We start from the raw sequence: 21,443 nt of genomic DNA on the forward strand, positions 1-21,443 counted from the left end.
TCCCGGAAAGGAATGGGTGCATGAGGAAAATAATCATAATTGAAGACGATAAGCTTCTGAATAAAACCCTTGCCTATAATCTCATTTCTGACGGCTATGAGGTAGATTCTGCCTATACATGTTCTTCGGCAAGAGACTTGCTGAAGAACATGTATGACCTGGTACTGCTGGACATCAGCCTGCCGGATGGAAATGGTCTTGATCTCTGTGCGGAGATCAAGGAACGCAGGCCAAAAACTTACATTATATTCCTGACTGCCAATGACAAAGAGAGTGATATGCTGAGAGGATATGAGGCCGGTGGTGCGGATTATATCACCAAGCCTTTCTCTGTAGCGGTGCTTTGTAAAAAGCTTGCGGCTGTGTTTGATACCTTACAGCCATGTGAGTTGTGCCATGATTTGTTTGATGACGGATTTTTGAGAATTGACTTTTCCGAACAGGCGGCAGTGCTGGGCGGCGAACCCATAGACTTCACCCCAAAGGAATACCGGACACTGCGACTGTTCATTAAAAACAGAAAACTTATTCTGACAAAAACACAGCTTTTAGAAAAACTGTGGGACATTGACGGCGATTTTGTGGATGAACATACATTGACCACGATCATCAGCCGCATACGAAAAAAGATTGAAACGGATGACCATAAATATATCAAAACAGCCTACGGTATAGGGTATCAATGGATTGGCGGTGATGAAAAATGAAGTTACAGCAATGTTCTGTCCGTAAGTTTTTGCTGATGGCTTCTGCCTGTGCGGCGCTGGCTGCGGTCATCATCATTTCAGCCCTGTACTCATTGACCGGGAATACGGCGGTTGTGTTTGGCGGCTTGCTTTTAACTGCCGTTTTTTTTGTGTGCGGAGCGGTCTGCCTGAAATTCTTTCAGGTGAAGTTATCAGAGTTTACGGATAGTCTTTGTACAACGCTGGACAGTATGATGGACGGCGGTGAAAAGCCGGAAGTGGATTTTAACGCGGAAACGTCCTTGGCCCGCATATCCCATCAGCTTGAAAGACTTTACAGTATGATGCAGGTCAGCCGCTCCAGGGTCGAGAAAGAAAAAGCAGAACTCCAGTCACTGGTTTCGGATATTTCACATCAGACGAAAACGCCGATTGCCAATTTAAAAATGATAAATGATACTATGCTTACCAGGTCAGTGCCGGAAGATAAACAGCGGGAATTTCTGCAGGCGTCTGGAAGTCAGTTGGATAAGTTGGCTTTTTTGATCCAGGCAATGGTGAAAACCTCCCGGTTGGAAACCGGCATCATCACGCTTGAGAAAAAACAGGTTTTACTTGCGGATACCCTGTCGGAGGCCATCAACGGTGTTCTTGTCCAATTGGAGAAAAAGAAGATCACGTTATCTGTGCACTGTCCGGAAAATCTGAAATTTTATCATGACAGGCGATGGACAGCGGAAGCATTGTATAACCTTTTAGATAATGCGGTGAAATATACTCCGGAGTGTGGGTGCATTGCTGTGACAGTGGAAGAATGGGAAATCTACCTGAAGATTGATGTGGCGGATTCAGGCAGGGGGATTCCCGAAAGTGAACAGGCAGCTATATTCAAGCGGTTTTACCGTGAGGAAGCAGTACATGACATAGACGGTATAGGGATTGGCCTGTATCTTGCCCGTGAAATAATTGCTATGCAGGGTGGTTATATGAAGGTCACTTCCGGCGTTGGAAAAGGTTCCGTATTTTCTGTTTTTCTGCCGTGCAGATGAAATGTCCTAAAATTGAAGCAATTTGGACGTGATCTCTTTGGTCATTAGGACATTTCTGCAACATTTTAGTTTTATAATATACCTACCAGATTAAGAAAGGCAGGTATTTCTAAATGAATATTCTTCAAACGACGGACCTGAAAAAGTATTATGGCACAAAACCTAATATTACCCGTGCCCTTGACGGCATTAACTTTTCAGTAGAGCAGGGGGGATTTACGGCTGTGGTCGGTACGTCCGGAAGCGGTAAATCCACACTTCTGCATATGATTGGCGGGCTTGACCTTCCAACCTCCGGCAGTGTTATGGTATGCGGTAGGGAACTGGCAAAGATGAATGATGATCAGCTTACTATTTTTCGCCGGCGTAGTATTGGTTTTATTTTTCAGAATTATAACCTTGTGCCGATTTTAAATGTATACGACAATATTGTCCTTCCAGTGGAACTGGACGGCAATAAGCCAGACACTAAGTTTGTTAATGAAGTGGTAGCTATGCTTGGGCTGGAGGACAAGCTGAACAGTATGCCAAATAACCTTTCCGGGGGACAGCAGCAGAGGGTAGCCATTGCCAGGGCACTTGTGACTAAGCCGGCTATTGTTCTGGCTGACGAGCCGACAGGGAACCTTGATACAAAGACCAGTGCTGATGTGTTAGGACTGCTGAAACGCACCGGAAATGAGTTTCATCAGACCATTGTAATGATCACACATAACAACGGGATTGCCCAGCTTGCCGACCGCATTGTGCGTATTGAGGACGGCAGGATTGCAGAGTAGAGGAGGCAGTACGATGACATTACCATTTGAAAATGATACCGGCGGCATCATACGCAAAGTGGCTTCCGCTCAGCTTAAACATGACAAATTAAAAAAAGGGCTATCTGTTTTCGCAATTGCTTTGGCTGCGTTTCTGATGACTGCTGTGCTGCTTTTGACTTCCGGAATTGCTGCGGTTAATAAGAACGGGGGAAATAGTATTACTGGCTCTTACCATGCTCTTGTTTCCGGCATAACGCAAGAACAGTACAAGAACCTATCTTCTGACCGGCGTATCAGATCATTGGGATTTAACGCACCGGTTAAGAGTGTCAGGATGGGAGATAAAACACTTAATGTTTCCTGCTCAAATGAGGACAGTCTCACACTCAATGGATTGTCTCTTTCCAAAGGGAAAATGCCAGAAGAAAAGAATGAAATAGTGATAGAGGAAGAATTTCTGCTTAGTCAAAAGATGAATGCTGAGATTGGCGAGACTATTTCGCTTCCCATAGAAGGCACCCGGGGGACAACGGATTTTGTAATATCAGGTTATCTTAAAACGGCAGCCAAAGGTACGGAAAGAACCTTATACGCAGCTATTGTTTCCATAAAATATTTTGAATTCATGGATGGGTGGAATACATGTTCCGCATCCGCTATGTTCCGAATCAATATGGATGGAGCAGATATATATGATGATATCAAAACCACTGCAGAACAAATTTCTAAAGATGCCCAAATTGAGCAGTTACCATCTATCAACAAAGCTTTTATTGAACTTAGCCGGCCCTCCGTTTTCACGATCGCTGTTGCTGCCGCCGGACTTGTGATCGTCATTATGGCGGGGATACTGGTAATTTACAGTATCTTTTATATTTCTATCATCAATTCGATCAAAGAGTATGGACAACTGCGGACGATCGGCATGACAACAAAACAGATCAAACGGCTTGTAATGAAAGAAGGTACTTCTTTGACACTGGCGGGAGTTCCCATTGGCTTGGCAGCCGGGGTCCTTTTATCCTATCTCCTGATCCCGCAGGGATTTCGGCTGAATCAATTGTTTTGGGTGTGCCCCGTTGTTGCGGTGTTGGTCTATATCACAGTACGTTTGTCGATCAGAAAACCGGCGAGGACAGCAGCGACGGTTTCTCCCATTGAAGCTTCCCGGTATGAGATGGGGGATAGTGCGGTACACATGCGCAAATATAAAAAGTTGACATTGTTTTCTTTGGCAAGATTTCAAATTCTGCGCTATAAAAAGAAAAATCTACTGACCATTGCGTCACTTGTTTTGACCGGTGTGCTGCTGTTGGGTTTATCCTCTGTCCTTTCCTCTGTAGATGCACGGGAGATGTCTTTATCAGGTTTTGAGAGCGGGCAGTTTTTTGTAAGGATCAGTGATGAAGAACTGAGGGATACTGCATTAGAACTGGTGCAGAAGGATAGTCCTTTTACCAAAGAAGTATATGATGCTCTGCGTCATCTCTCCGGGGTCACAAAAGTTACAGCCTATCAGGAGCTGCCTGTATCCCGTGACCTGCAGTCGCAGGAATCCGATAATGCGGTTGTTGGTTTTGGGCAGGAGGATATGGAGCTGATACAAAGCTGCGCTGCAGTGGGCAGAATTCCGGATTATGAGACGATGGCATCGAAAAACCAACTGATCGTCGGCAGAGCGGATGACTTTGAGGAATACTTTAATACAAAACCAAAAGCCGGGGCATTTGTGACGATAAAAGTTTTTGACGGTGAACACAGCAGGGATATGCAGTTTGAAATAGCTGCAGTACTTGACCAAAGCAAAATAGGGAATAATGGGGATAAAATTGATATGATCTTACTGCCTTTGGATGCCATGAACAAGATTGCGCAGAGTAATCTAACATATCAATATGCAGTCAGTGTTGAGGAAAGTTACGAACAGCAGGCAGAAAAGGAAATAAGGCAGTTTATAACAGGCAGTCCGCGCTTGTATGTTTCCTCCCTTTCAGACGCAGTCGCACAGAATGAAAATTTCCTGCAGGGAACCAAGCTTGCACTTGCTGTTGCAATTGTCTTGATTGGCTGCTTTTCTGTAATGAATCTACTGAATACGGTTCTGACAGGCATTATTGTAAGGCGCAGAGAATTTGCGCTTATGCGTTCTGTGGGAATGTCACAAAAGCAGCTCTCTGCCATGGTATACTGGGAAGGAATGCTTATCGTTTCTGTGGGACTTGTATTTTCACTTGCTATTGGGGGAGGCGTCGGATATATGCTCTGCAGTTTTTTGAAAAGCAGTTTTATGACTTATATGAATTATCACTTTCCGGTAAGTGTTACGGTGATCTACTGTTTGATCGTTCTGGCATGTACCGCAGTGATTACGGGAACCGCATTGAAACAGCAAAGTAAATGGTCTTTGATCGAACTTTTGAGGAAGTGATAACCTGCCTTATAAAGTGTGTGGTCATTGGAACGGCGAAAGCGGTACTTGGTTTTTATGTGGACTGATGCAATAACATGCGGTAAAATTTCAGTCATCATGTATATGGAGTTTTTGCCAAATTATTGATACTATAGAAAAGAAGCTATAAATGAAATGCACATAAGGAGGTGATCAAATGAGAGAATGTATTCGCTGCCACACAGAAATGGTTGAGGGCTGTGATCTGAAGGTTCAGGGAGCCGGGTATGGTATTATTTTGGCCGACAGTGAAAAGATATTTGCCAATAGGCTTGGAAAGCCTAAAGTTGCCGTCTGCCCCAAATGTGGGGAGGTTTCTATTTATTTTGATAATGTGGATCTGCTGAAAAAATAAAAATAAATGCCGCATAAGTTCTGGAACCGGCTTTTCTGTACGGGGGCCTCCTAAAGATTTGCGGCATAAGTTCCTGATGACAAAACCAAGCAGGGCGGACTCCCCGGAAAAGGAAAGCCAGCCGGGCATATCAAGCTTTCTTTGATATGCCCGGCTGGCTTTATCAGATGACGCGTATGCCTGTTAAGCGCGAAGCCTTTTGAGCTGCAGTTCGGACCAGTTTTAAGCGGCTGCTTACCGGAAATAAAGGATCACAGGCACCGCGATGAGCACTAAATTGATGATCATACACACAATCTGTACGGGCCTTGATCTTACTTTTTTAACAAAAGCAGTTATTTTTTCGTTTTCCAGCCGCTGTTCTACCTGCTCTTTACAAGCGATTTGAAATACACCGCCGCAAGTCAGGCTGTTGGCGCGAAATACCAGCCACAGGCCGGGATTTCCTGTCAGCAGCACGCTTATTATGGGACTGAGCAGGATGCCGATATGCAGATAGCCGATAGCGGGGCTGAATTCTCCCACAACGAAAAGCCAGTTCCAGATGGTGTAGGCAGCAAGCCAGCACACCGTACCGATGGCCATTACCTGGCTGGTGGTAAATAGTGTATCTGTGTGCGGACCGGCGTTGGCTGTGTAGATGGCGGTGAATGGTCCTGCGACGTTCGGGAACCACTCACCAGCCAGTGTGAAGACGGAGGCGCTGAGAAAGAGGCCGGTTACAAAGTTAAAGGGCTGGTGGTTCTTGAGCAGGTCTGTGATCGTAGCCTCCATACAATTGATGATGAGAAATACCAGAACAATGTTGACGTAAAGCCTGCCTCTCATCAATCCGAACAGGGGCAGGAGGATCAGTACGCGCATAACTACCAGCGTGCTGAGTTTCAATTTTTCAAACATTACCATTTTCAGCTTGCACAATACAATGATGGGCAGGATCACGTTGACGGGAAGGTTCACCCATAACGGAAAATAAGAGGCGAGCATGGACACCGCCAGAATCGCTGCAAACCAGATGAGGAAAGTGCCAAATTGACCTACTTTGTCGAAGAGTTTCCAAATACCGCAGGACTGTTTTTCTTTCATCGTGTTTCCTCCTTTTTTCAAAGCTGAACAATAGTTTCCTTACTATAAGTATAGCTTTTTCCGGTGCTTCTGACAAGTGAAGCGGCCATGATACGGCGTGTAATTTGCCGAACCCTTCCCCATGGCGATTTTTTATAAACATAGTCTCGTATTACTGACCTGTGCGTGGTATATCTGCCATGTGTGGGTCTTTTTTATGATCAGCTCGCAGCTTGATTTCGGCAGACAAAATGGCTAATCATTGATATTCTTAGCGGGATTTGTTATACTGATACTATTATTATGTATGTGAACAAAGATGCAGCAGAAGAAAATGGAACTTGGAAAGATTTCAACATCCCAAAATGCCACCGCACCTGATATCCCTCAGTCGGATTCCATAATAGCATGTGTAGCCGAGGGGAATCAAATACCAAACCAGGATTTCCGCCTGCATTTTAATGTCTGGGATACGGTAAGAGAGTTGAGTCAGCAGCTTTGCCAGGGGCAGAGTGTGGATGAAGTGACAGAAGAATATGATTCCAGGCAGAAGGAGGAAATCGCCCTGTATGGAAAGCAGTGAGGCGCTGCCCATCATTTTGCGGAAAACATGGCCGGTTCATGCCGGGCGCCTGTTTCAGAGCCTGCATGATATTTTGAGTGATAAGGAGAAAAACTATGGATAAGAGGCAATTGGATGCATTGGCAGGGAAGACCGGTGCGGCCGTACCTTTGGAGGGATACCGTGGGGTATGTGATGCCATGAAAATAGAAGCATTGGGCTTTTGGCTTGATGATGACCTCACTATTTTATGGGCAAGCAATTGGTTTTATCAGAAAGCAGGATATACGGAGAACGAGTTTTGCAGGCAGTTTTCAAGCCTGCGGCAGTATTATATGGCCTATCCCAAGGAGTTTCGATACATAAAATGTCATCTTGAGGAGGCTGCTGCAGGCAGGCTGTCAGATGTGGAACTGACGGTACCCATCCCTGTGAAAGAGGACCGGGTAGTATGGGGACGTATGACTGCCACATTTTCAGGTATGCGATCTGATGGGCGGATGGAGTGCCGTGCATTTTATAAAGCAATTGACAGTGAATTTCAGAATATACTGAAGGAAAACTATCATCTGAAGGAGGCTGCAGGGTATTTTAAATGGGTTCTGGATGAATATTCCGGAAATGCGTATATTGCAGATATGGAAAACTATGAGCTGCGTTATATTAACAGGGCCGCCAGCGAAACGCTGCAGCTTCCGGTTGAGAAGGTGGTAGGCCGTAAGTGCTATGAAGTCATTCAGAACCTGAACGCACCTTGTCCGTTCTGTACCAATCACTGCCTGAACAAGGATGGATTTTATGAATGGGAATATTACAACCCGTTTTTGAAACGTTCTTATATGCTGAAGGACCGTATCATTGAGTGGGAAGGCAGGGAATGCCGTCTGGAGCTTTCACTTGACAATTTCAGTCCCCAGTACAAGCTGGAGAAGATGGACAGGGAGAGGGATGCCATAATGCGGACTATTCCGGGAGGCTTTGCCAGGGTAGATGCCCGGGATGGGAAGACCGTTATCTGGTACGGCGGAGATTTTCTCCATATGATCGGCTACACAAAAGAGCAGTTTGAAAAGGAACTGCATTTTCAGTGTACCTATATTCATCCGGATGACCTGCCCCGGGCCACTGAAATGATGAACCATTCAAAAGAGACTCAAATGCCCACTACTGCAGAAGGGCGTATCCTGACCCGTGATGGCACCCAGAAGGTACTGACCATGACATTTTGCTATGTGAGTGCTGAAAACAGTTGGGACGGCATTGAATCTTTCTACAGCGTTGGTATTGACATTACAAAAGAGCGGGAAGTACAGGAGCAGCAGCGTAACGCGCTGGAGGAGGCCTATCAGGTGGCGAGAGTGGCAAATGCGGCAAAGACCAATTTTCTATCATCCATGTCCCATGATATCCGGACACCCATGAATGCGATCATGGGTATGGCTGCAATTGCGCAGGCCAATCTGGATTCACCGGAAAAAATAGAGGACTGTCTGGATAAGATAAACACCTCAGGCAGGCATTTGCTCAGTTTGATCAGTGATGTGCTGGATATGTCAAAAATAGAGAGCGGGAAAGTCTCTTTGGCGCCGGCCCAGGTCAATCTTTCAAATTTGATACGGGAAGTCATGGATGTATGCCGCCCCCTGATAAATGAGAAACACCAGATATTTCAGATGAAAATTGGAAGAATGTGCCATGAGAATGTGATCACAGATGGGGACCGCCTGCGCCAAGTACTGATGAATCTGCTTTCCAACGCCATAAAGTACACCCACAAAGGCGGTGAGATCACACTTAGAATCAATGAGCGGAATTCCTTAGTCCCCAATAAATGCCAGTATGAATTTATCTGTTCGGACAACGGGATCGGCATATCAAAAGAATTTCTGCCATATATATTCGACGCTTTTGCGCGGGCAGATGATTCCAGAATCAGCAGGATTCAAGGCACAGGCCTCGGAATGGCAATTACAGAAAATATCGTGCGTATGATGAACGGCACCATTGATGTCAAGAGTGAGGAAGGCGTGGGGAGTACTTTTACTGTCTCCATACCCATGGATATTTGCGAAGAAGAGGAATCCCGGAGCAGCAGGTTGTCAAAAGTGACCGAAACAGAGACTGCAGTGGAGAAAAAGAAAGACGGGCTTTTTGGCAGGAAGGTTCTGCTGGCAGAGGACAATGATATTAACAGGGAGATAGTGGAAGAACTGCTTCAAATGCATCACATGATCGTAGATTCCACAGAGAACGGCAAAATGGTCAAGGAAGCTTTCGAGGCATCTGCCCCGGGGGATTACTGTGCTATCCTGATGGATATCCAAATGCCGGTCATGAATGGGTATGACGCTGCTGCCGCGATCCGCAAACTGCCCCGGGAGGACGCCCGGACTATTCCGATCATCGCGCTGACTGCCAATGCTTTTACTACAGATGCAGTGAAGGCCCGCAGCGCGGGAATGAATGACCATCTTGCAAAACCTGTTGAGATTGAGCGGCTGCTGGAAGTTCTTCAAAAATGGATAGGGCAGCCTGTTTAAAAAAATAGGGTTACTTTAAAAGAATACGATAGCTATTGGAGTGTGAATCATGTGGAATATGCAATGGTATAAAACAGGTATGAAATTAATAACAGGTTGTCTTCTGTTCTTATTTGTATTCCAATGTGGGACATTGGATCTTTATGCAGAAGAAACAGCTTGGGTGAACAGCAAGGAGACAGAAGAGAAGATCATACGGGTTGCATTTCCGGAAGTGAAGGGTTTTAGTGAGACAGACCAGAATGGAAAGCGTTCAGGCCTGGTTGTCGACTACCTGAATGAGGTTTCAAAATACACGAATTGGAAGTATGAGTATATAGAAGGGGACAGTGGAGAACTGCTTCAAATGCTGAAGAATGACCATGCAGATCTTATGGGAGGCATGTTTTATTCAGAAAGTCTGGAAGGTATTTACGACTATCCGGAATACAACATGGGATACAATTACGGTGTTCTCTTTGCATTAAAAGATAATAAAAGTGTGCGGGAATGGGATCTGGACTCACTGAACGGAAAGACCATCGGTGTATATGCCAATGCAACGGATAAGATTGAACGCCTGCAGCGGTATCTGGACTTTAATAATGTCAAATGCAAGTATCGGTATTATGAACCCAGTGAAGTTTTGGATGATGGGCTGTATCCCTTTTTGGAAAGCGGAGAGGTGGATCTTCTGCTGGGGAATGAACTGGAGGCAGACGGTACATACAGAATTGTAGCAAAATTCCAGGCTCAGCCATACTATTTTGCTACAACAAAAGGAAATAAAGAGGTACTCGACGGCCTGAATCATGCCCTTGCCAGGATAACGGACAATATTCCCACCTTTTATGAAGAGCATTACGATACATCAGAGGATGGACAGCAGAACACGCAAATATGGCTGACACAGGAGGAACAGAAGTATATCCGGGAATCCAAACCCATTAAAGTTGCAGTCATCCCCGGTTCCCATCCCTTTTTCTGTATTGATGACGAGGACTCTCACGATGGGATCATCCCTAATATACTAGACGAGGTGGGAAAGACCACCGGGCTTTCTTTTACTTACGTCTATGCGGATACCTACGATGAGATGCTGGAGCTGGTAAAGGAGGGAAAAGCTGATTTTGCCGGATGTTTCTATGATACAGAGGAAGAGGCGCTGGAGCAGGGACTGGCGCTCAGCGTACCATATTCAACATTTACCAACATTATAGTAAAGAATAAGTTTGTGACCTATCCTGCCAAGGGGCTTACAGCGGTTGCGTTAAAGGGGAGAAAATTACCGGATTCTCTTGGTGCTGAAAAGGTGATCTACTGCAGCACTCCGGAGGAAGGCATACAGATGGTGGGAAAGAGGAAAGCAGATTACATGTACGGTCTATCCACGTATCTGGAGCAGGCTATTCAAAGCCAGCATTTTGCAGATATTTCCGTATTAACCCTTAATGGTCTGAACAGCAAAGTTTCCTTTGCCCTTTCGCGGCCGGTATCCCCGGACCTTCTGGCTGTTTTAAATAAGGCCATTGGAAGTTTATCCTCCCAACAGCGGGAGGAGATCATAAATCAAAATCTGATATCTGTGGCAAACGGTGAAATCAACTTTGAATCGCTTCTGTACTCCAAACCGGAGCAGGTGATCATGATTTTGGCAGTCATTTTGGGGTTGATCATTATTTCCGTCATCTTTATAGCGAGATACAAAATAAGAAATGCGGTGATCACAGGAGAACTGCAGAAAGCGGAGGCGGCAAACGAAGCCAAAACCATTTTCCTTTCTAAAATGTCCCACGAGATCCGTACGCCCATGAATGCCATCGTAGGTCTGTCTGAACTGGCGGCCGGCCATGAGGAGACTCCGCCAAAGATAAAGGACTATCTTACAAAGATACAGGCTTCATCTGATTACATGCTGTCCCTGGTGAATGATATCCTGGATATGTCAAGGATTGAGAATGGAAAGATGATTCTAACACCTGAGAAATTCAGTATGGATTGTTTGCTGGATGATATTTACAGCATGATACAGTCGCTGGCGGATGTAAAGAAGATAACCTGTATTCTTGACAAGCAGGTACGCCATGACAATCTTATCGCTGATGCAGTCCGTTTAAAACAGGTTTTGGTAAACCTTGCAGGAAACGCAGTGAAATTCACATCCAGCGGCGGACAGGTGGAACTGATCGTGCATGAAATGTCCAGTGATGGAATATCGGCTCACTTCCGTTTCTGTGTAAAGGACAATGGGATCGGGATCGCGCCGGAGGCACAGGCGAGAATTTTCCAAGTGTTTGAACAGGCAGGGACATCTACAGCAAAAAGTGCAGGCACCGGGCTTGGACTGCCAATCAGCAAAAGCATCATAGAACAGATGGGGTCTGCCATCCATTTGAAAAGCAAGCCCGGAGAAGGGTGTGAATTTTCCTTTGGGCTGGACATGGATTTGTGCGGGGAGAAGGAGCCGCTGTCCCCATGGAGGGAAAACAGCGGAGAGGATTACTATTTGAAAGGTGTCCGGATTCTGCTGGCAGAGGATAATCTGCTGAATGCAGAAATTGCCACAGAGCTTTTAACGGAACAGGGAGCAGTGGTTGAAACGGCGGAAAACGGACAGGAGGCTATAAACCGTTTTAATGAGAGCATGGCCGGATATTATCAGTTGATCTTAATGGATATTCAGATGCCCGTTAAAAATGGTCTGGAAGCTGCCATGGAAATACGGTCCGGTGCACATCCGGACGCGGGGACCATTCCGATAGTGGCTATGACAGCCAATTCTTTCAAGGAAGATATGGAGGCGGCAAAAAACGCTGGTATGAATGGGTTTATCCCGAAACCGGTAGATGTCCGGCATTTGTATCGGGTCCTGCATGGGATCTTAAAAAATAAGTAGGATTTTTCTCCCTCGCACAAGATGATTTTAGGTCGGTTGAGAGATTAGAAAACGTCGGAAATCCGTATAAATACTATGTCTTTTCGGGTTCTCGGCGTTTCTTCTATCGCCTGTGCTGGTGGTGCTTCCTTTGCCTTTGCCGGGTCAGCCTGTTTGACAGCCCCATGATAAGCATACAGGACTTCCTTTTTTTCGTTCAAGCCGCACGTCCACATAACGGGCGGTAACGGCTTCAAAGTTCATAGACGGCCCAAGCGATACGCCGATACCCACAAGCGTGTGTCCCAACACTTCGCCTACACGGATATGCGGCAGTTCCAAATGATACCCACGACGCGGCAATCGGCGCACCGTCCGGCTTCGCTGCAACAAGGTCGTTGTCATAGTAAGGTTTCCCGTCCTTTTATCCATACTCAATTTCCTTTTTTGCTTTGTCAACTTCAAGTTTCATCACAATTTGATTGCCAAAACCTCCAAGTTTTACTAATAAATTTTTCTTGATGTTCGTCTGTACAAACCCTAGATGCTCATACAGCTTTTTTGCTGTTGTGTTTTTTGACAGCACATCAAGGGTATAACTTTCATACGAAAGTGTGTCGCAAGCATATTTTATGAGCCGTGTTGCAATACCTTGGCCTCGGTAGTTATCATCTGTGGTTATGTAATCAATATAACCTTCGTTTATTCCATGAACGGTTATTTCATGAAGAATTCCACCCATTTGCATATATATCACTGCACCCTTGAAGCTGCCGAGTAAACGCTTACAGGTTTCTTTGCTCAAAGCTATACAGCGTTTATGGCTATTGCCTAAGCCGAGAAAGCCAACCACTCGTCCTTCATAAAGGCAGACATAAACCATATCATAATCAAAGGCGTCAATAAACAACTTTTTCAGTAAAGTTTTATCCTTTGAAACGGCTTTAGCGTAGATGTAATAGAACCCGTCTATAAAAACTGCAACAGCCTGTTCGACTTGCGCGTGGTTCAATTCTGAGAGCTTTTTGATTTCATATTCTGTTTTATTTTGCATAAGCTTTGTCCTTTCTTACAATAAATTCTCTTTGAAATTTTCAAACCATTGAATTTCAAATTTGATTTTATCAATTGAAAAATTGAGCATTGCTAATTGGAAAAAAGCAATATCTTGTACATCTGCTACGCTTTGTATTTCGACAGCACCTTTCTCTTTGAGCATTGATAGATAATCCTCATCAAAATCGGGTTGGATTTCGGCAGCCGACTTTATCTGTTCAAGGCGAATAAGTTCTTTCTTCAACTCAAAGACATATGCTGCAATAAGTTCCAATCGCTCACTCTTTGAGGTAAAACCCATAAAGAAAAATTTACTCAACTCCATATTTCTTTCCTTGTAAAGCATAGGCTCTGATATAGTGGAGAGGAAGTGTTCCTTCCCCTCGTGCGTAATTTCATACACTTTTTTATTTACGCTGTTTTCAACATACTCATTAAAGCATATCATATTTTTGCTCAGTAGTTTTTTTACCGCCGCCTGCATACTTCCTATACTGCTGCTGCTGATATTGCCAAAGTTTTTTTCGATAACCTTCTTCATCTCGTAGATTGTGCAATTCTGAATCATGAGAAGTCCTAAAATGATAATGTCCATGTTAACCTCCATTTGTATTACTAATAGTAATATATCTAAAAGTATACATTGGAGAAACCAGATTGTCAAGCCTGTGCAGAATAGTCTACAAATCGTTAAGCATATATGCGCTATTACTGTCAATGCTGCCCTGCTTTGGCAAAATGGGGCAGCTTGATTATTTTGAACAGCTTTTCCCGGTCGGCGGGGGTGTTCACGGTTACGAGTACGTCCGTCAAGCTGTTTATGATTTCCATGTCGCCGCCCGTCGTTACCCATACCAAGGTTGAGCAGTTAGCTTTCGTTCGAACAAGAAAGTGGCAAAACAACTGCAGCATCCTTTGAAATCCAACTCATAAAGATGGATCAGATTTGACACGGCCCCAGCCGCGGCTGCGCCATCCATGGCGTATTTTAAAAGTGCTGCTGTATTTCGGTCCTTTCTCGGACTACCGTTTATCACGAGCATTTCCATCAATGATCCCCTTTCTTTACATTTAGAAATAAGATGATATAATCAGTATATCTTTAAAACAGAAGAATACAAGTACGCACATTTTTGTGCCCTGCAAGAGGTGAAGAAATGTCAGAAGGAAATTTATATGATGGCTCCTGCCAGGTGGTTACCGCATTAAACCTTCTTAGCGGACGCTGGAAGCTGCCGATTTTGTGGAAGCTGTCCAAGGGCGGTATCCGGTACAATGAACTCAAGCGGCAGGTCCACGGGATCACCAATATTATGCTGACCCGTTCTCTACAGGAGTTGGAGGTCCATGGATTGGTGGAGCGGATCCAATACGAAGAGAATCCGCCCCATGTGGAATATTGTCTGTCAGAAGCAGGGAGAGAATTGATCCCGGCCCTGCGTGAACTGATAAAATGGGCCAGGAATACACCCCATATGACCGAGCAGCAGAAACAATAAGGAGGAAGCAGCAGTATGCCAAAGGAACAGATCACATATCGTTTTGCAGAAAGGGAGGATGTCCCTCTTATTTTGAAATTTATAAAAGAACTTGCAAAATATGAAAAAATGGAACATGAAGTTGTGGCACAAGAATCAGATTTGAAGGAGTGGATTTTTGATAAGAAAAGAGCGGAGGTCATTTTCGCAGTGGTGGATGAAAAAGAAATCGGTTTTGCATTATTCTTCCACAACTTTTCTACCTTTTTAGGGCGTGCGGGAATTTATCTTGAGGATTTATATATTATGCCGGAATATCGCGGGAAAGGTTATGGAAAAGCCACATTGCAGAAACTTGCACAGATTGCGGTTGAGAGAGGCTGTGGGCGTTTGGAGTGGTGGTGTCTTGACTGGAACCAGCCAAGTATTGATTTCTACTTATCCCTGGGCGCAGAGCCAATGAAAGACTGGACGGTTTACCGGATTGCCGGTGATACATTGAAAGATCTGTCCAATAGCAGCCCGGCAAAAATGGGAGATTGCTGACGAAAACAGAAATACCTTTTAAAGGAGAAGATAACAGATGACAGAAAAAGAAAAAATGATTGCAGGCGAGATTTATGATGCCTACGATGAAGAACTGAATTCTTTAAGGAATCATTGCAGGCAGATGACAGCCCGGCTGAACGGACTGGATATTGCGGATCATAAAGAGCGTGCCGAAATCTTATCCGCACTGCTCGGCAGCTGTGGAGAAAACGTCTTTATTATCAATGCCCAGTTTGATTATGGGTTTAATACTTACATTGGCGATGAGTTCAGTGCCAATTTTAATTTCACAGTCCTTGACTGTGCGCCGGTCCATATTGGCCGCCACGTTTTGATCGGACCAAACGTTACAATTGCTCCGCCCATGCACCCATTGGTGGCGGAGGAACGCAATATCCGGACAGACGGGGATGGCAGGCGGCATTTGTATGAGTATGCGAAGCCAATTGTAATAGGCAGCAATGTATGGATTGCCTCAAATGTGGTTGTAATGGGTGGTGTCACCATTGGAGATAACTGCGTGATCGGAGCAGGGAGCGTTGTGACAAAAGATATTCCTCCTAACACCGTTGCAGTAGGCGCACCCTGCCGTGTTATCAGAGAAATAACAGATGACGACAGGATTGGGTTTAACAGATAAAAGAAAAAGAGTCTGATGCTTGCGTCGTTTCATAAATACCGGAGACGCAGTGTCAATGTCATGATATCGGGGGTGAAAAGATGAAGAGAATGTTTTTGGTTTCCATGTTTCAAACGGTTTCCAATCTATTGAAAACCATTGAGCCGGACTTGAAAAATAAGACTGTAACGTACATTCCTACAGCAAGCAAAGTAGAAAAATTGGGCTTTTTTGTAAAAATAAGCAAATGGAAGTTAAAGAGATTAGGCCTGGCTGTTGATGAGTTAGAAGTCTCCGAAGCCTCCTATGAAATGATTGTCAGTAAATTGGAAAAGAATGACATCATTTATGTTACAGGAGGCAATACCTTTTACTTACTGCAGGAGTTAAGGCGGACCGGGGCGGATAAGATCTTGATCCGGGAAATAGAAAAAGGGAAGCTCTACATAGGGGAATCCGCAGGAGCCATTATTGCTGCTCCTGATATCGGTTATTCTGCCAAAATGGATCGTGCAGAAAAAGCCCCTGATTTAAGAGAGTATTCGGGATTAAATTTGATTGATTTTTATGTGGTCCCACATTACAAAAACTGGGAAATGGGGAAGGCTGCTAAGGAGATCATCCATACATATTCCAATAGTCTGGATTTGAAAATCATTCGTGATACCCAGGCAATACTCGTTGAGGACAAAAAGGTTCGGATATTAGATAAGCAGCAAAAGAGGTAGACTGCACAGGTCTGCGATTTTGTATCTGTCTGCAACTGACCATGAAAAGACTTTGGAAGGGTCCCTCCGAAGTCTTTTCATGGTCGGCTGCAGACAGATATTTTATTCGACCTCAAAATTTTCAGAGCTGAAATTTCTATAAAATCTGCCTTCTTTGGCGGTAAACCGCAGTACACAGTAATCCGGGTCAGTAACACCTTCCGGGTAATACATGGTGTCTCCCTCCTGCCATATCATCTCTTTGTGATAACTGTCCTCCAGAACTTCCATAGTGCCGGTCAGCATAGCACCCCTGAAAAATCTTCTGTCGCAAAAATAAATACAGGCCTTTGGATCACTTCGGTACTGTTTTACGCGCATAGAAGATGTATTCGTAGTAAAATAAAACACTTTAATCCCTTCCCTTTTCCGCGGGGGCAGCATGGCTTTTGTGTTGGGATACCCATTTTCATCCACGGAACTTATAAAGGAAACACCCTGCTTGTCAATTAAGTTTCCAATTGTCTTTACTGCATCTTTCACTTTTGCACCTCCTGTCTTAAACCTTATTATAGCCGAAATGGGGAATATGGTAAATTACACACTTTTTTGTTACTATAAAAGTCCCTTATCCCTTAAAAAATCTTCCCGGTTATCCTCAAGCATCATCTCTATGCCTACGCTCTGCATGATGGAGACGGCTTCAAAAATCTTTTGTCCCCGTTGGGTAAGGGAATATTCTGTTTTTAATGGATATCCTTCAGAAGTCGTCTTTTGGATGACCCCGCACTCTAAAAGTTCATTGAGATGCTGCAGCAGCATTTTTTGGCTGATTCCCGGGATGGATTTTTTTAATGCTGAGGGGGAACATCCGCTCTTGCTGAGCAGCCATAAAATAAGAGGTTTCCATTTCCCCTTGATTATGTCATGGGTCAATTCCAGCGGACAAGTGTAATCACTGCGCATTTTCATCTTAAAACCGTCCTTTCGTCTTAGAAATGTATTTGTCTAAATCCGGAAACTACCTTTTATGGCGCATTCACTGCGCTGACCGTAAGAAAGCATTCCGCAGCCAAGCAAAAATTCCATCGCCAAAGGCGATCCTGCATGGATTTTTGCCTGTAACTGTGAGGGGACTGAACAGTCACATTATTTTTAAATAAATCTGTATTATGGCTTCATATTATCATAGAGTAATGATAAAATCTACAGGATGGGAACGGATAAGGCTGATTCATTTGATCCCGGTGTCATATTATGCAAGAAAAAAATGACCGAGGATGGTACAATGATAAAAGCATGACCCAAATAGCAAAAAGCGTTTTGGACGCAGTAACAAATTCAATTGACACCAATGGAGGTTGTATATGGAAGTTAATTTTAAAAAATTAGAACGTGTATTGAGTACAGCAGAAGTGATCTATTTATCAACAAGCAAAAATGACATGGTTTCCTCAAGACCTGTAAGTCCTTTAAATATAGGGCTGCGCTTATATGTAAGAACATCAGCAGCAAGCAGAAAAGCGAAAGATATGTTAAGTAATCCCAATATTGCAGTCTGCGTGGGGAACTTTTATTTTACAGGAAAAGCAAAGGCGCTGGGGTCTGTATTTGATGACAGAAATACGGAAATAAAATCAGCTTATATATTGCGATATCCGGATTCTTTCAGTGAGGAAGATGAATTTATAAAATCAGATGAAGTATTTTTTGAGCTATTGATCGAGAATGCGTCTGAATGGATTTATGAAGATGGTGTTCCCATCGGTTTAGCAGAACGGCGGTCATAAAACACATAGATGGTCAGATACCATGAAACGCGTCCCCGGGATGGGAAAAAAACCTTTCATACCTTTAGAAAAGGAAAACAGAGAAAACTTTGGAACATTCGTGAAAAAAACCTACAAAAAATACGTTTAGAATAGCAAATAGAACCAATATGTGGTACAATAGATATTAATTACAGACATGCCTTATTTGCCCCTTGTAATTTTTTCATTAAAGTGCAGAGAGTGAAAAAATTAACAAAAGTAGATAGGATTTTTGTCTGTAAATCAATTTTATAAGGAAGGTGAACAATTGGAGAATTATACCAAGTATAAGCTGAAGGGGAATGAAGAACTGGCTTCATTACTGGCCGACAAGGATAAGCTGTTCGTCATTGCCTGCAACAAGTGCTTCAAGGAATTTGAGACCATTGACGAACCGGATTGCGGTGAATTTGAAAAAATCGCTGCCGAACATGGAAAAACAGTCACTGGCAGTGCAAAGGTTGATTTTTTGTGCAACAAAACCCAGACTGGGAACAAATTACAGGATATGATTCCTGAAGGCACGGAGCATGTTTTTGTAATATCCTGCGGTCTGGGTATTCAGACAGTTGCAGATATGGCAGAGGTACCTGTATATGCGGCCAGCAATTCATTGAACTATACAGGACATCACGGCATGGCATTGACCCAAAAGCGCTGTGATGCATGTGCCCAGTGTTACCTGAATGTCACCGGGGGAGTCTGTCCAATCGTTGACTGCTCAAAGAGTCTGGTAAACGGACAGTGCGGCGGCGCAAAGAATGGAAAATGCGAAGTGGATCCCGACAAAGACTGTGCCTGGGAAAAGATCAATAAGAAGCTGGAAAAGCAGGGACGTCTTGAAGAATTTTTGAATCAGCCGGTTCAGGTTCGCGATTATTCAAAAACCAATTTTAAAGTTATTAATGACTATGTGAAATCCATTCGTGAGGAAAGATTCGCAGGCTACTATGGCGGTGTTCATCCGTCAGAGCGTAAAGAATTCAGTGAACATATTACGCTTAAAAGGTTCCCGGAGCCGAAGACTGTTGTCATTTCCATGTCACAGCATTTAGGAGCTCCGGCAAATCCCATTGTAGAAGTGGGGGATGCAGTGAAAGTGGGACAGAAGATTGGGGAAGCGGCAGGTTTTATCAGCGCTCCTGTTCACTCCAGTGTCAGCGGAACTGTTGTTGCAGTTGAACCGCGTCTGCATGCCACAAGAGGCAGCGAGGTGATGGCTGTAGTCATTGAATCAGATGGAAAAAATACTCTGCACGAATCAGTAAAACCAAATAAAGATTTTGAAAGCCTCACCCCGGATGAGATTATTGAGATTGTCCGCGAGGCTGGAATTGTAGGTATGGGAGGAGCAGGTTTCCCCACATCTGTCAAATTAAAACCCAATAAGCCAATTGAAGCTATCCTGCTGAACGGCTGTGAATGTGAACCGTTTTTGACAGCAGACCACAGAGTGCTTCTGGAGTTTACAGATGATATTCTTTATGGTCTGAAAGCAATGATGAAAACGGTAGATGCCCAGAAGGGTATTATTGTCATTGAGGATAATAAGCCGGATGCTGTTGCGCTTATGGAAGAAAAAACTGCTGACTGCGACAACATTCAGGTGGTAGTGGCTAAGACAAAGTATCCGCAGGGCGCTGAAAAAATGCTGATCAAGCGCGTTATGGGAAGACAGGTTCCGCGAGGCGGTCTGCCTGCAGATGTAGGTGTTGTAGTGAGCAATATCAGTACCGTAAAGGCTGTTTCTGATGCAATTCAGAAGGGTATGCCGCTGATTGAACGTGTTGCGTCCGTAACCGGTGAAAAAATCAAAAATCCGGGCAATTATATCGTGAAGATCGGTACCAATGTAAAAGAGCTGATCGACTACTGCGGCGGCGTGACAGATGATGATGTTTTGATCAAGATGGGTGGACCTATGATGGGATTTGCCCTTCCGGATTTGAATGTGCCGATGATGAAAGGTTCCAATGGAATCATTGCCATAGATACGGATCAGACACAGGAAGTGGCATGTATCAAATGCGGACGCTGTATGGATGTATGTCCTATGGAGCTTTCTCCGCTGTATTTTGCCAAGCTTGCAGATGAGCAGGACTGGGTAGGGATGCGTGACAGGAACGTCATGGATTGTGTTGAGTGCAGATGCTGTGACTACATATGTTCTTCCAAGATTCCGATTGTCAGCAAGATCAAAGCCGGAAAAAATGCCATAAGGGGGATGAAGTGATATGTTAATTACCCAATTAAAATCAAAGGAAACTATCGTATCACTGGTGGACGGAAAGAAAGTCTTTGTCATTAACTGCCAGGGATGCAAAGAAGTTCATTTCCCTGAAAAAGAAGCCGAAGGATTCCAGAAGGAACTGGCTGAGGTTGGAAATGTGACCGGAATCATTACAACGGATTATATTTGTAATCCGGAAAATATGAAGCTGCGCCTTCAGAAACACAAAAGTGCTATTGATGCGGCAGATGTGGTACTGGTATTCTCCTGCGGCGTCGGTGTACAGACAATTGCCGAGTACCTGGAGGATAAAAAAGTATGTGCAGCATGTGATACATACCCATTACCGGGATTCCAGGGTGTGACACCCTTAGAATATGATTGTGATCAGTGCGGTGAATGCTACCTTAACATCACCGGAGGAATCTGTCCTATCACTGCATGCTCCAAGAGTTTGGTCAACGGCCCTTGCGGTGGCACGAAAAACGGAAAATGCGAAGTGGACAGTGAAATGGAATGTGGCTGGGAGCGTATTTACAGACGGCTGGCACAGCTTGGACGTCTGGATGAACTGAAATGCCCGGTTAAGATACGCAATTACGCAACTGATGATGAAGTGTCTAAACAAACAGAGAACTGTTAACATTCATGTAACTAGGAAGGGACTGAATA

22 protein-coding genes are annotated in these 21,443 nt (G+C 44.3%); 15 read left to right on the forward strand and 7 right to left on the reverse strand.

What is annotated here, in order from left to right; all coding sequences use genetic code 11:
• Nucleotides 1–20 precede the first annotated feature (20 nt).
• The 5 genes from CI595_RS09195 (at nt 21) to CI595_RS09215 (ending at nt 5,300) form a co-directional block, all read left to right on the forward strand.
• The gene (locus tag CI595_RS09195; RefSeq protein WP_095172950.1) at nt 21–707 is read left to right on the forward strand and encodes a response regulator transcription factor; all 687 of its coding nucleotides are present in this window, start codon (nt 21–23) and stop codon (nt 705–707) included.
• Complete coding sequence (locus CI595_RS09200) at nt 704–1,735, forward strand: sensor histidine kinase (RefSeq protein WP_095172951.1); 1,032 nt, start codon at nt 704–706, stop codon at nt 1,733–1,735. The genes CI595_RS09195 and CI595_RS09200 overlap by 4 nt, the downstream gene beginning before the upstream one ends.
• Before the next feature lie 113 nt (nt 1,736–1,848).
• Nucleotides 1,849–2,514 (forward strand): ABC transporter ATP-binding protein, encoded by a 666-nt coding sequence (locus CI595_RS09205; RefSeq protein ID WP_095172952.1) that lies wholly within the window; start codon nt 1,849–1,851, stop codon nt 2,512–2,514.
• A 13-nt stretch (nt 2,515–2,527) separates the two neighbouring features.
• Nucleotides 2,528–4,924 (forward strand): ABC transporter permease, encoded by a 2,397-nt coding sequence (locus CI595_RS09210; RefSeq protein ID WP_095172953.1) that lies wholly within the window; start codon nt 2,528–2,530, stop codon nt 4,922–4,924.
• 178 nt (nt 4,925–5,102) lie between these two features.
• Nucleotides 5,103–5,300, forward strand: coding sequence for a nucleic acid-binding protein (locus CI595_RS09215; protein ID WP_095172954.1), 198 nt, complete (start codon nt 5,103–5,105; stop codon nt 5,298–5,300).
• Between the two features lie 234 nt (nt 5,301–5,534).
• On the opposite strand, the gene CI595_RS09220 is transcribed toward CI595_RS09215, so the two are convergent.
• Nucleotides 5,535–6,386 (reverse strand): hypothetical protein, encoded by an 852-nt coding sequence (locus CI595_RS09220; RefSeq protein ID WP_095172955.1) that lies wholly within the window; start codon nt 6,384–6,386, stop codon nt 5,535–5,537.
• A gap of 298 nt (nt 6,387–6,684) precedes the next feature.
• On the opposite strand from CI595_RS09220, the gene CI595_RS09225 reads away from it, so the two are divergent.
• The 3 genes from CI595_RS09225 (at nt 6,685) to CI595_RS09235 (ending at nt 12,342) form a co-directional block, all read left to right on the forward strand.
• Nucleotides 6,685–6,948, forward strand: a complete 264-nt coding sequence (locus tag CI595_RS09225) for a hypothetical protein (protein ID WP_243135127.1) — start codon at nt 6,685–6,687, stop codon at nt 6,946–6,948.
• Nucleotides 6,949–7,043: 95 nt separating this feature from the next.
• Nucleotides 7,044–9,467 carry a hybrid sensor histidine kinase/response regulator gene (locus tag CI595_RS09230; protein WP_243135128.1) on the forward strand — a complete coding sequence of 808 codons (2,424 nt, stop codon included), beginning with the start codon at nt 7,044–7,046 and terminating at the stop codon, nt 9,465–9,467.
• Nucleotides 9,468–9,630: 163 nt separating this feature from the next.
• Nucleotides 9,631–12,342 carry an ATP-binding protein gene (locus CI595_RS09235; protein WP_162291837.1) on the forward strand — a complete coding sequence of 904 codons (2,712 nt, stop codon included), beginning with the start codon at nt 9,631–9,633 and terminating at the stop codon, nt 12,340–12,342.
• A 44-nt stretch (nt 12,343–12,386) separates the two neighbouring features.
• Here CI595_RS09235 and CI595_RS26610 read toward each other — a convergent pair whose 3' ends face one another.
• From CI595_RS26610 to CI595_RS27095, 4 genes are all read right to left on the reverse strand, one after another.
• Entirely contained in the window at nt 12,387–12,542 is a 156-nt protein-coding gene (locus tag CI595_RS26610) for a hypothetical protein (RefSeq protein ID WP_243135129.1), read from the reverse strand.
• Nucleotides 12,543–12,745: 203 nt separating this feature from the next.
• A complete protein-coding gene (locus CI595_RS09245) occupies nt 12,746–13,375 on the reverse strand; it encodes a GNAT family N-acetyltransferase (protein WP_095172957.1) in 630 nt (209 codons plus the stop codon).
• 15 nt (nt 13,376–13,390) lie between these two features.
• The gene (locus CI595_RS09250; RefSeq protein ID WP_095172958.1) at nt 13,391–13,972 is read right to left on the reverse strand and encodes a hypothetical protein; all 582 of its coding nucleotides are present in this window, start codon (nt 13,970–13,972) and stop codon (nt 13,391–13,393) included.
• Between the two features lie 250 nt (nt 13,973–14,222).
• Complete coding sequence (locus tag CI595_RS27095) at nt 14,223–14,426, reverse strand: NAD(P)H-dependent oxidoreductase (RefSeq protein WP_095172959.1); 204 nt, start codon at nt 14,424–14,426, stop codon at nt 14,223–14,225.
• Nucleotides 14,427–14,534: 108 nt separating this feature from the next.
• Here CI595_RS27095 and CI595_RS09260 point away from each other — a divergent pair, with 108 nt between their 5' ends.
• The 4 genes from CI595_RS09260 (at nt 14,535) to CI595_RS09275 (ending at nt 16,751) form a co-directional block, all read left to right on the forward strand.
• On the forward strand, nt 14,535–14,876 hold the full coding sequence (locus CI595_RS09260) for a winged helix-turn-helix transcriptional regulator (RefSeq protein ID WP_095172960.1): 342 nt from the start codon (nt 14,535–14,537) through the stop codon (nt 14,874–14,876).
• 15 nt (nt 14,877–14,891) lie between these two features.
• A complete protein-coding gene (locus tag CI595_RS09265) occupies nt 14,892–15,401 on the forward strand; it encodes a GNAT family N-acetyltransferase (RefSeq protein ID WP_095172961.1) in 510 nt (169 codons plus the stop codon).
• Nucleotides 15,402–15,438: 37 nt separating this feature from the next.
• Nucleotides 15,439–16,044 (forward strand): sugar O-acetyltransferase, encoded by a 606-nt coding sequence (locus CI595_RS09270; RefSeq protein WP_095172962.1) that lies wholly within the window; start codon nt 15,439–15,441, stop codon nt 16,042–16,044.
• A gap of 80 nt (nt 16,045–16,124) precedes the next feature.
• Nucleotides 16,125–16,751: a Type 1 glutamine amidotransferase-like domain-containing protein gene (locus CI595_RS09275; protein WP_095172963.1), complete on the forward strand. Its 627-nt coding sequence runs from the start codon at nt 16,125–16,127 to the stop codon at nt 16,749–16,751.
• 102 nt (nt 16,752–16,853) lie between these two features.
• Here the strand turns inward: CI595_RS09275 and CI595_RS09280 are convergent, their stop codons facing one another.
• Both CI595_RS09280 and CI595_RS09285 read right to left on the reverse strand, forming a co-directional pair.
• Nucleotides 16,854–17,273 (reverse strand): pyridoxamine 5'-phosphate oxidase family protein, encoded by a 420-nt coding sequence (locus tag CI595_RS09280; protein ID WP_095172964.1) that lies wholly within the window; start codon nt 17,271–17,273, stop codon nt 16,854–16,856.
• Between the two features lie 72 nt (nt 17,274–17,345).
• Nucleotides 17,346–17,702 carry a winged helix-turn-helix transcriptional regulator gene (locus tag CI595_RS09285; RefSeq protein ID WP_095172965.1) on the reverse strand — a complete coding sequence of 119 codons (357 nt, stop codon included), beginning with the start codon at nt 17,700–17,702 and terminating at the stop codon, nt 17,346–17,348.
• 395 nt (nt 17,703–18,097) lie between these two features.
• Between CI595_RS09285 and CI595_RS09290 the strand changes: the two genes are divergently transcribed.
• The 3 genes from CI595_RS09290 (at nt 18,098) to CI595_RS09300 (ending at nt 21,414) form a co-directional block, all read left to right on the forward strand.
• A complete protein-coding gene (locus tag CI595_RS09290) occupies nt 18,098–18,520 on the forward strand; it encodes a pyridoxamine 5'-phosphate oxidase family protein (RefSeq protein ID WP_095172966.1) in 423 nt (140 codons plus the stop codon).
• A gap of 289 nt (nt 18,521–18,809) precedes the next feature.
• Nucleotides 18,810–20,774 (forward strand): electron transport complex subunit RsxC, encoded by a 1,965-nt coding sequence (gene rsxC / locus CI595_RS09295; protein ID WP_095172967.1) that lies wholly within the window; start codon nt 18,810–18,812, stop codon nt 20,772–20,774.
• Nucleotide 20,775: 1 nt separating this feature from the next.
• Nucleotides 20,776–21,414 (forward strand): methylenetetrahydrofolate reductase C-terminal domain-containing protein, encoded by a 639-nt coding sequence (locus CI595_RS09300; protein WP_095172968.1) that lies wholly within the window; start codon nt 20,776–20,778, stop codon nt 21,412–21,414.
• The last annotated feature ends 29 nt before the right edge of the window (nt 21,415–21,443 follow it).

Source organism: Blautia hominis (assembly GCA_002270465.1).
GTDB lineage: Bacteria > Bacillota > Clostridia > Lachnospirales > Lachnospiraceae > Blautia > Blautia hominis.

Excerpts from the sequence above, each read along its gene's own strand:
- CI595_RS09260 (WP_095172960.1), top strand. The coding sequence starts at position 14,535 with ATGTCAGAAGGAAATTTATATGATGGCTCCTGCCAGGTGGTTACCGCA.
- CI595_RS09265 (WP_095172961.1), top strand. The coding sequence starts at position 14,892 with ATGCCAAAGGAACAGATCACATATCGTTTTGCAGAAAGGGAGGATGTC.
- CI595_RS09275 (WP_095172963.1), top strand. The coding sequence starts at position 16,125 with ATGAAGAGAATGTTTTTGGTTTCCATGTTTCAAACGGTTTCCAATCTA.
- CI595_RS09245 (WP_095172957.1), bottom strand. The coding sequence starts at position 13,375 with ATGCAAAATAAAACAGAATATGAAATCAAAAAGCTCTCAGAATTGAAC.
- CI595_RS09290 (WP_095172966.1), top strand. The coding sequence starts at position 18,098 with ATGGAAGTTAATTTTAAAAAATTAGAACGTGTATTGAGTACAGCAGAA.
- CI595_RS09250 (WP_095172958.1), bottom strand. The coding sequence starts at position 13,972 with ATGGACATTATCATTTTAGGACTTCTCATGATTCAGAATTGCACAATC.
- CI595_RS09215 (WP_095172954.1), top strand. The coding sequence starts at position 5,103 with ATGAGAGAATGTATTCGCTGCCACACAGAAATGGTTGAGGGCTGTGAT.
- CI595_RS09270 (WP_095172962.1), top strand. The coding sequence starts at position 15,439 with ATGACAGAAAAAGAAAAAATGATTGCAGGCGAGATTTATGATGCCTAC.
- CI595_RS09285 (WP_095172965.1), bottom strand. The coding sequence starts at position 17,702 with ATGAAAATGCGCAGTGATTACACTTGTCCGCTGGAATTGACCCATGAC.
- CI595_RS27095 (WP_095172959.1), bottom strand. The coding sequence starts at position 14,426 with ATGGAAATGCTCGTGATAAACGGTAGTCCGAGAAAGGACCGAAATACA.
- CI595_RS09210 (WP_095172953.1), top strand. The coding sequence starts at position 2,528 with ATGACATTACCATTTGAAAATGATACCGGCGGCATCATACGCAAAGTG.
- CI595_RS09230 (WP_243135128.1), top strand. The coding sequence starts at position 7,044 with ATGGATAAGAGGCAATTGGATGCATTGGCAGGGAAGACCGGTGCGGCC.
- CI595_RS09225 (WP_243135127.1), top strand. The coding sequence starts at position 6,685 with ATGCAGCAGAAGAAAATGGAACTTGGAAAGATTTCAACATCCCAAAAT.
- CI595_RS09205 (WP_095172952.1), top strand. The coding sequence starts at position 1,849 with ATGAATATTCTTCAAACGACGGACCTGAAAAAGTATTATGGCACAAAA.
- CI595_RS09195 (WP_095172950.1), top strand. The coding sequence starts at position 21 with ATGAGGAAAATAATCATAATTGAAGACGATAAGCTTCTGAATAAAACC.
- CI595_RS09200 (WP_095172951.1), top strand. The coding sequence starts at position 704 with ATGAAGTTACAGCAATGTTCTGTCCGTAAGTTTTTGCTGATGGCTTCT.
- CI595_RS09220 (WP_095172955.1), bottom strand. The coding sequence starts at position 6,386 with ATGAAAGAAAAACAGTCCTGCGGTATTTGGAAACTCTTCGACAAAGTA.
- CI595_RS09300 (WP_095172968.1), top strand. The coding sequence starts at position 20,776 with ATGTTAATTACCCAATTAAAATCAAAGGAAACTATCGTATCACTGGTG.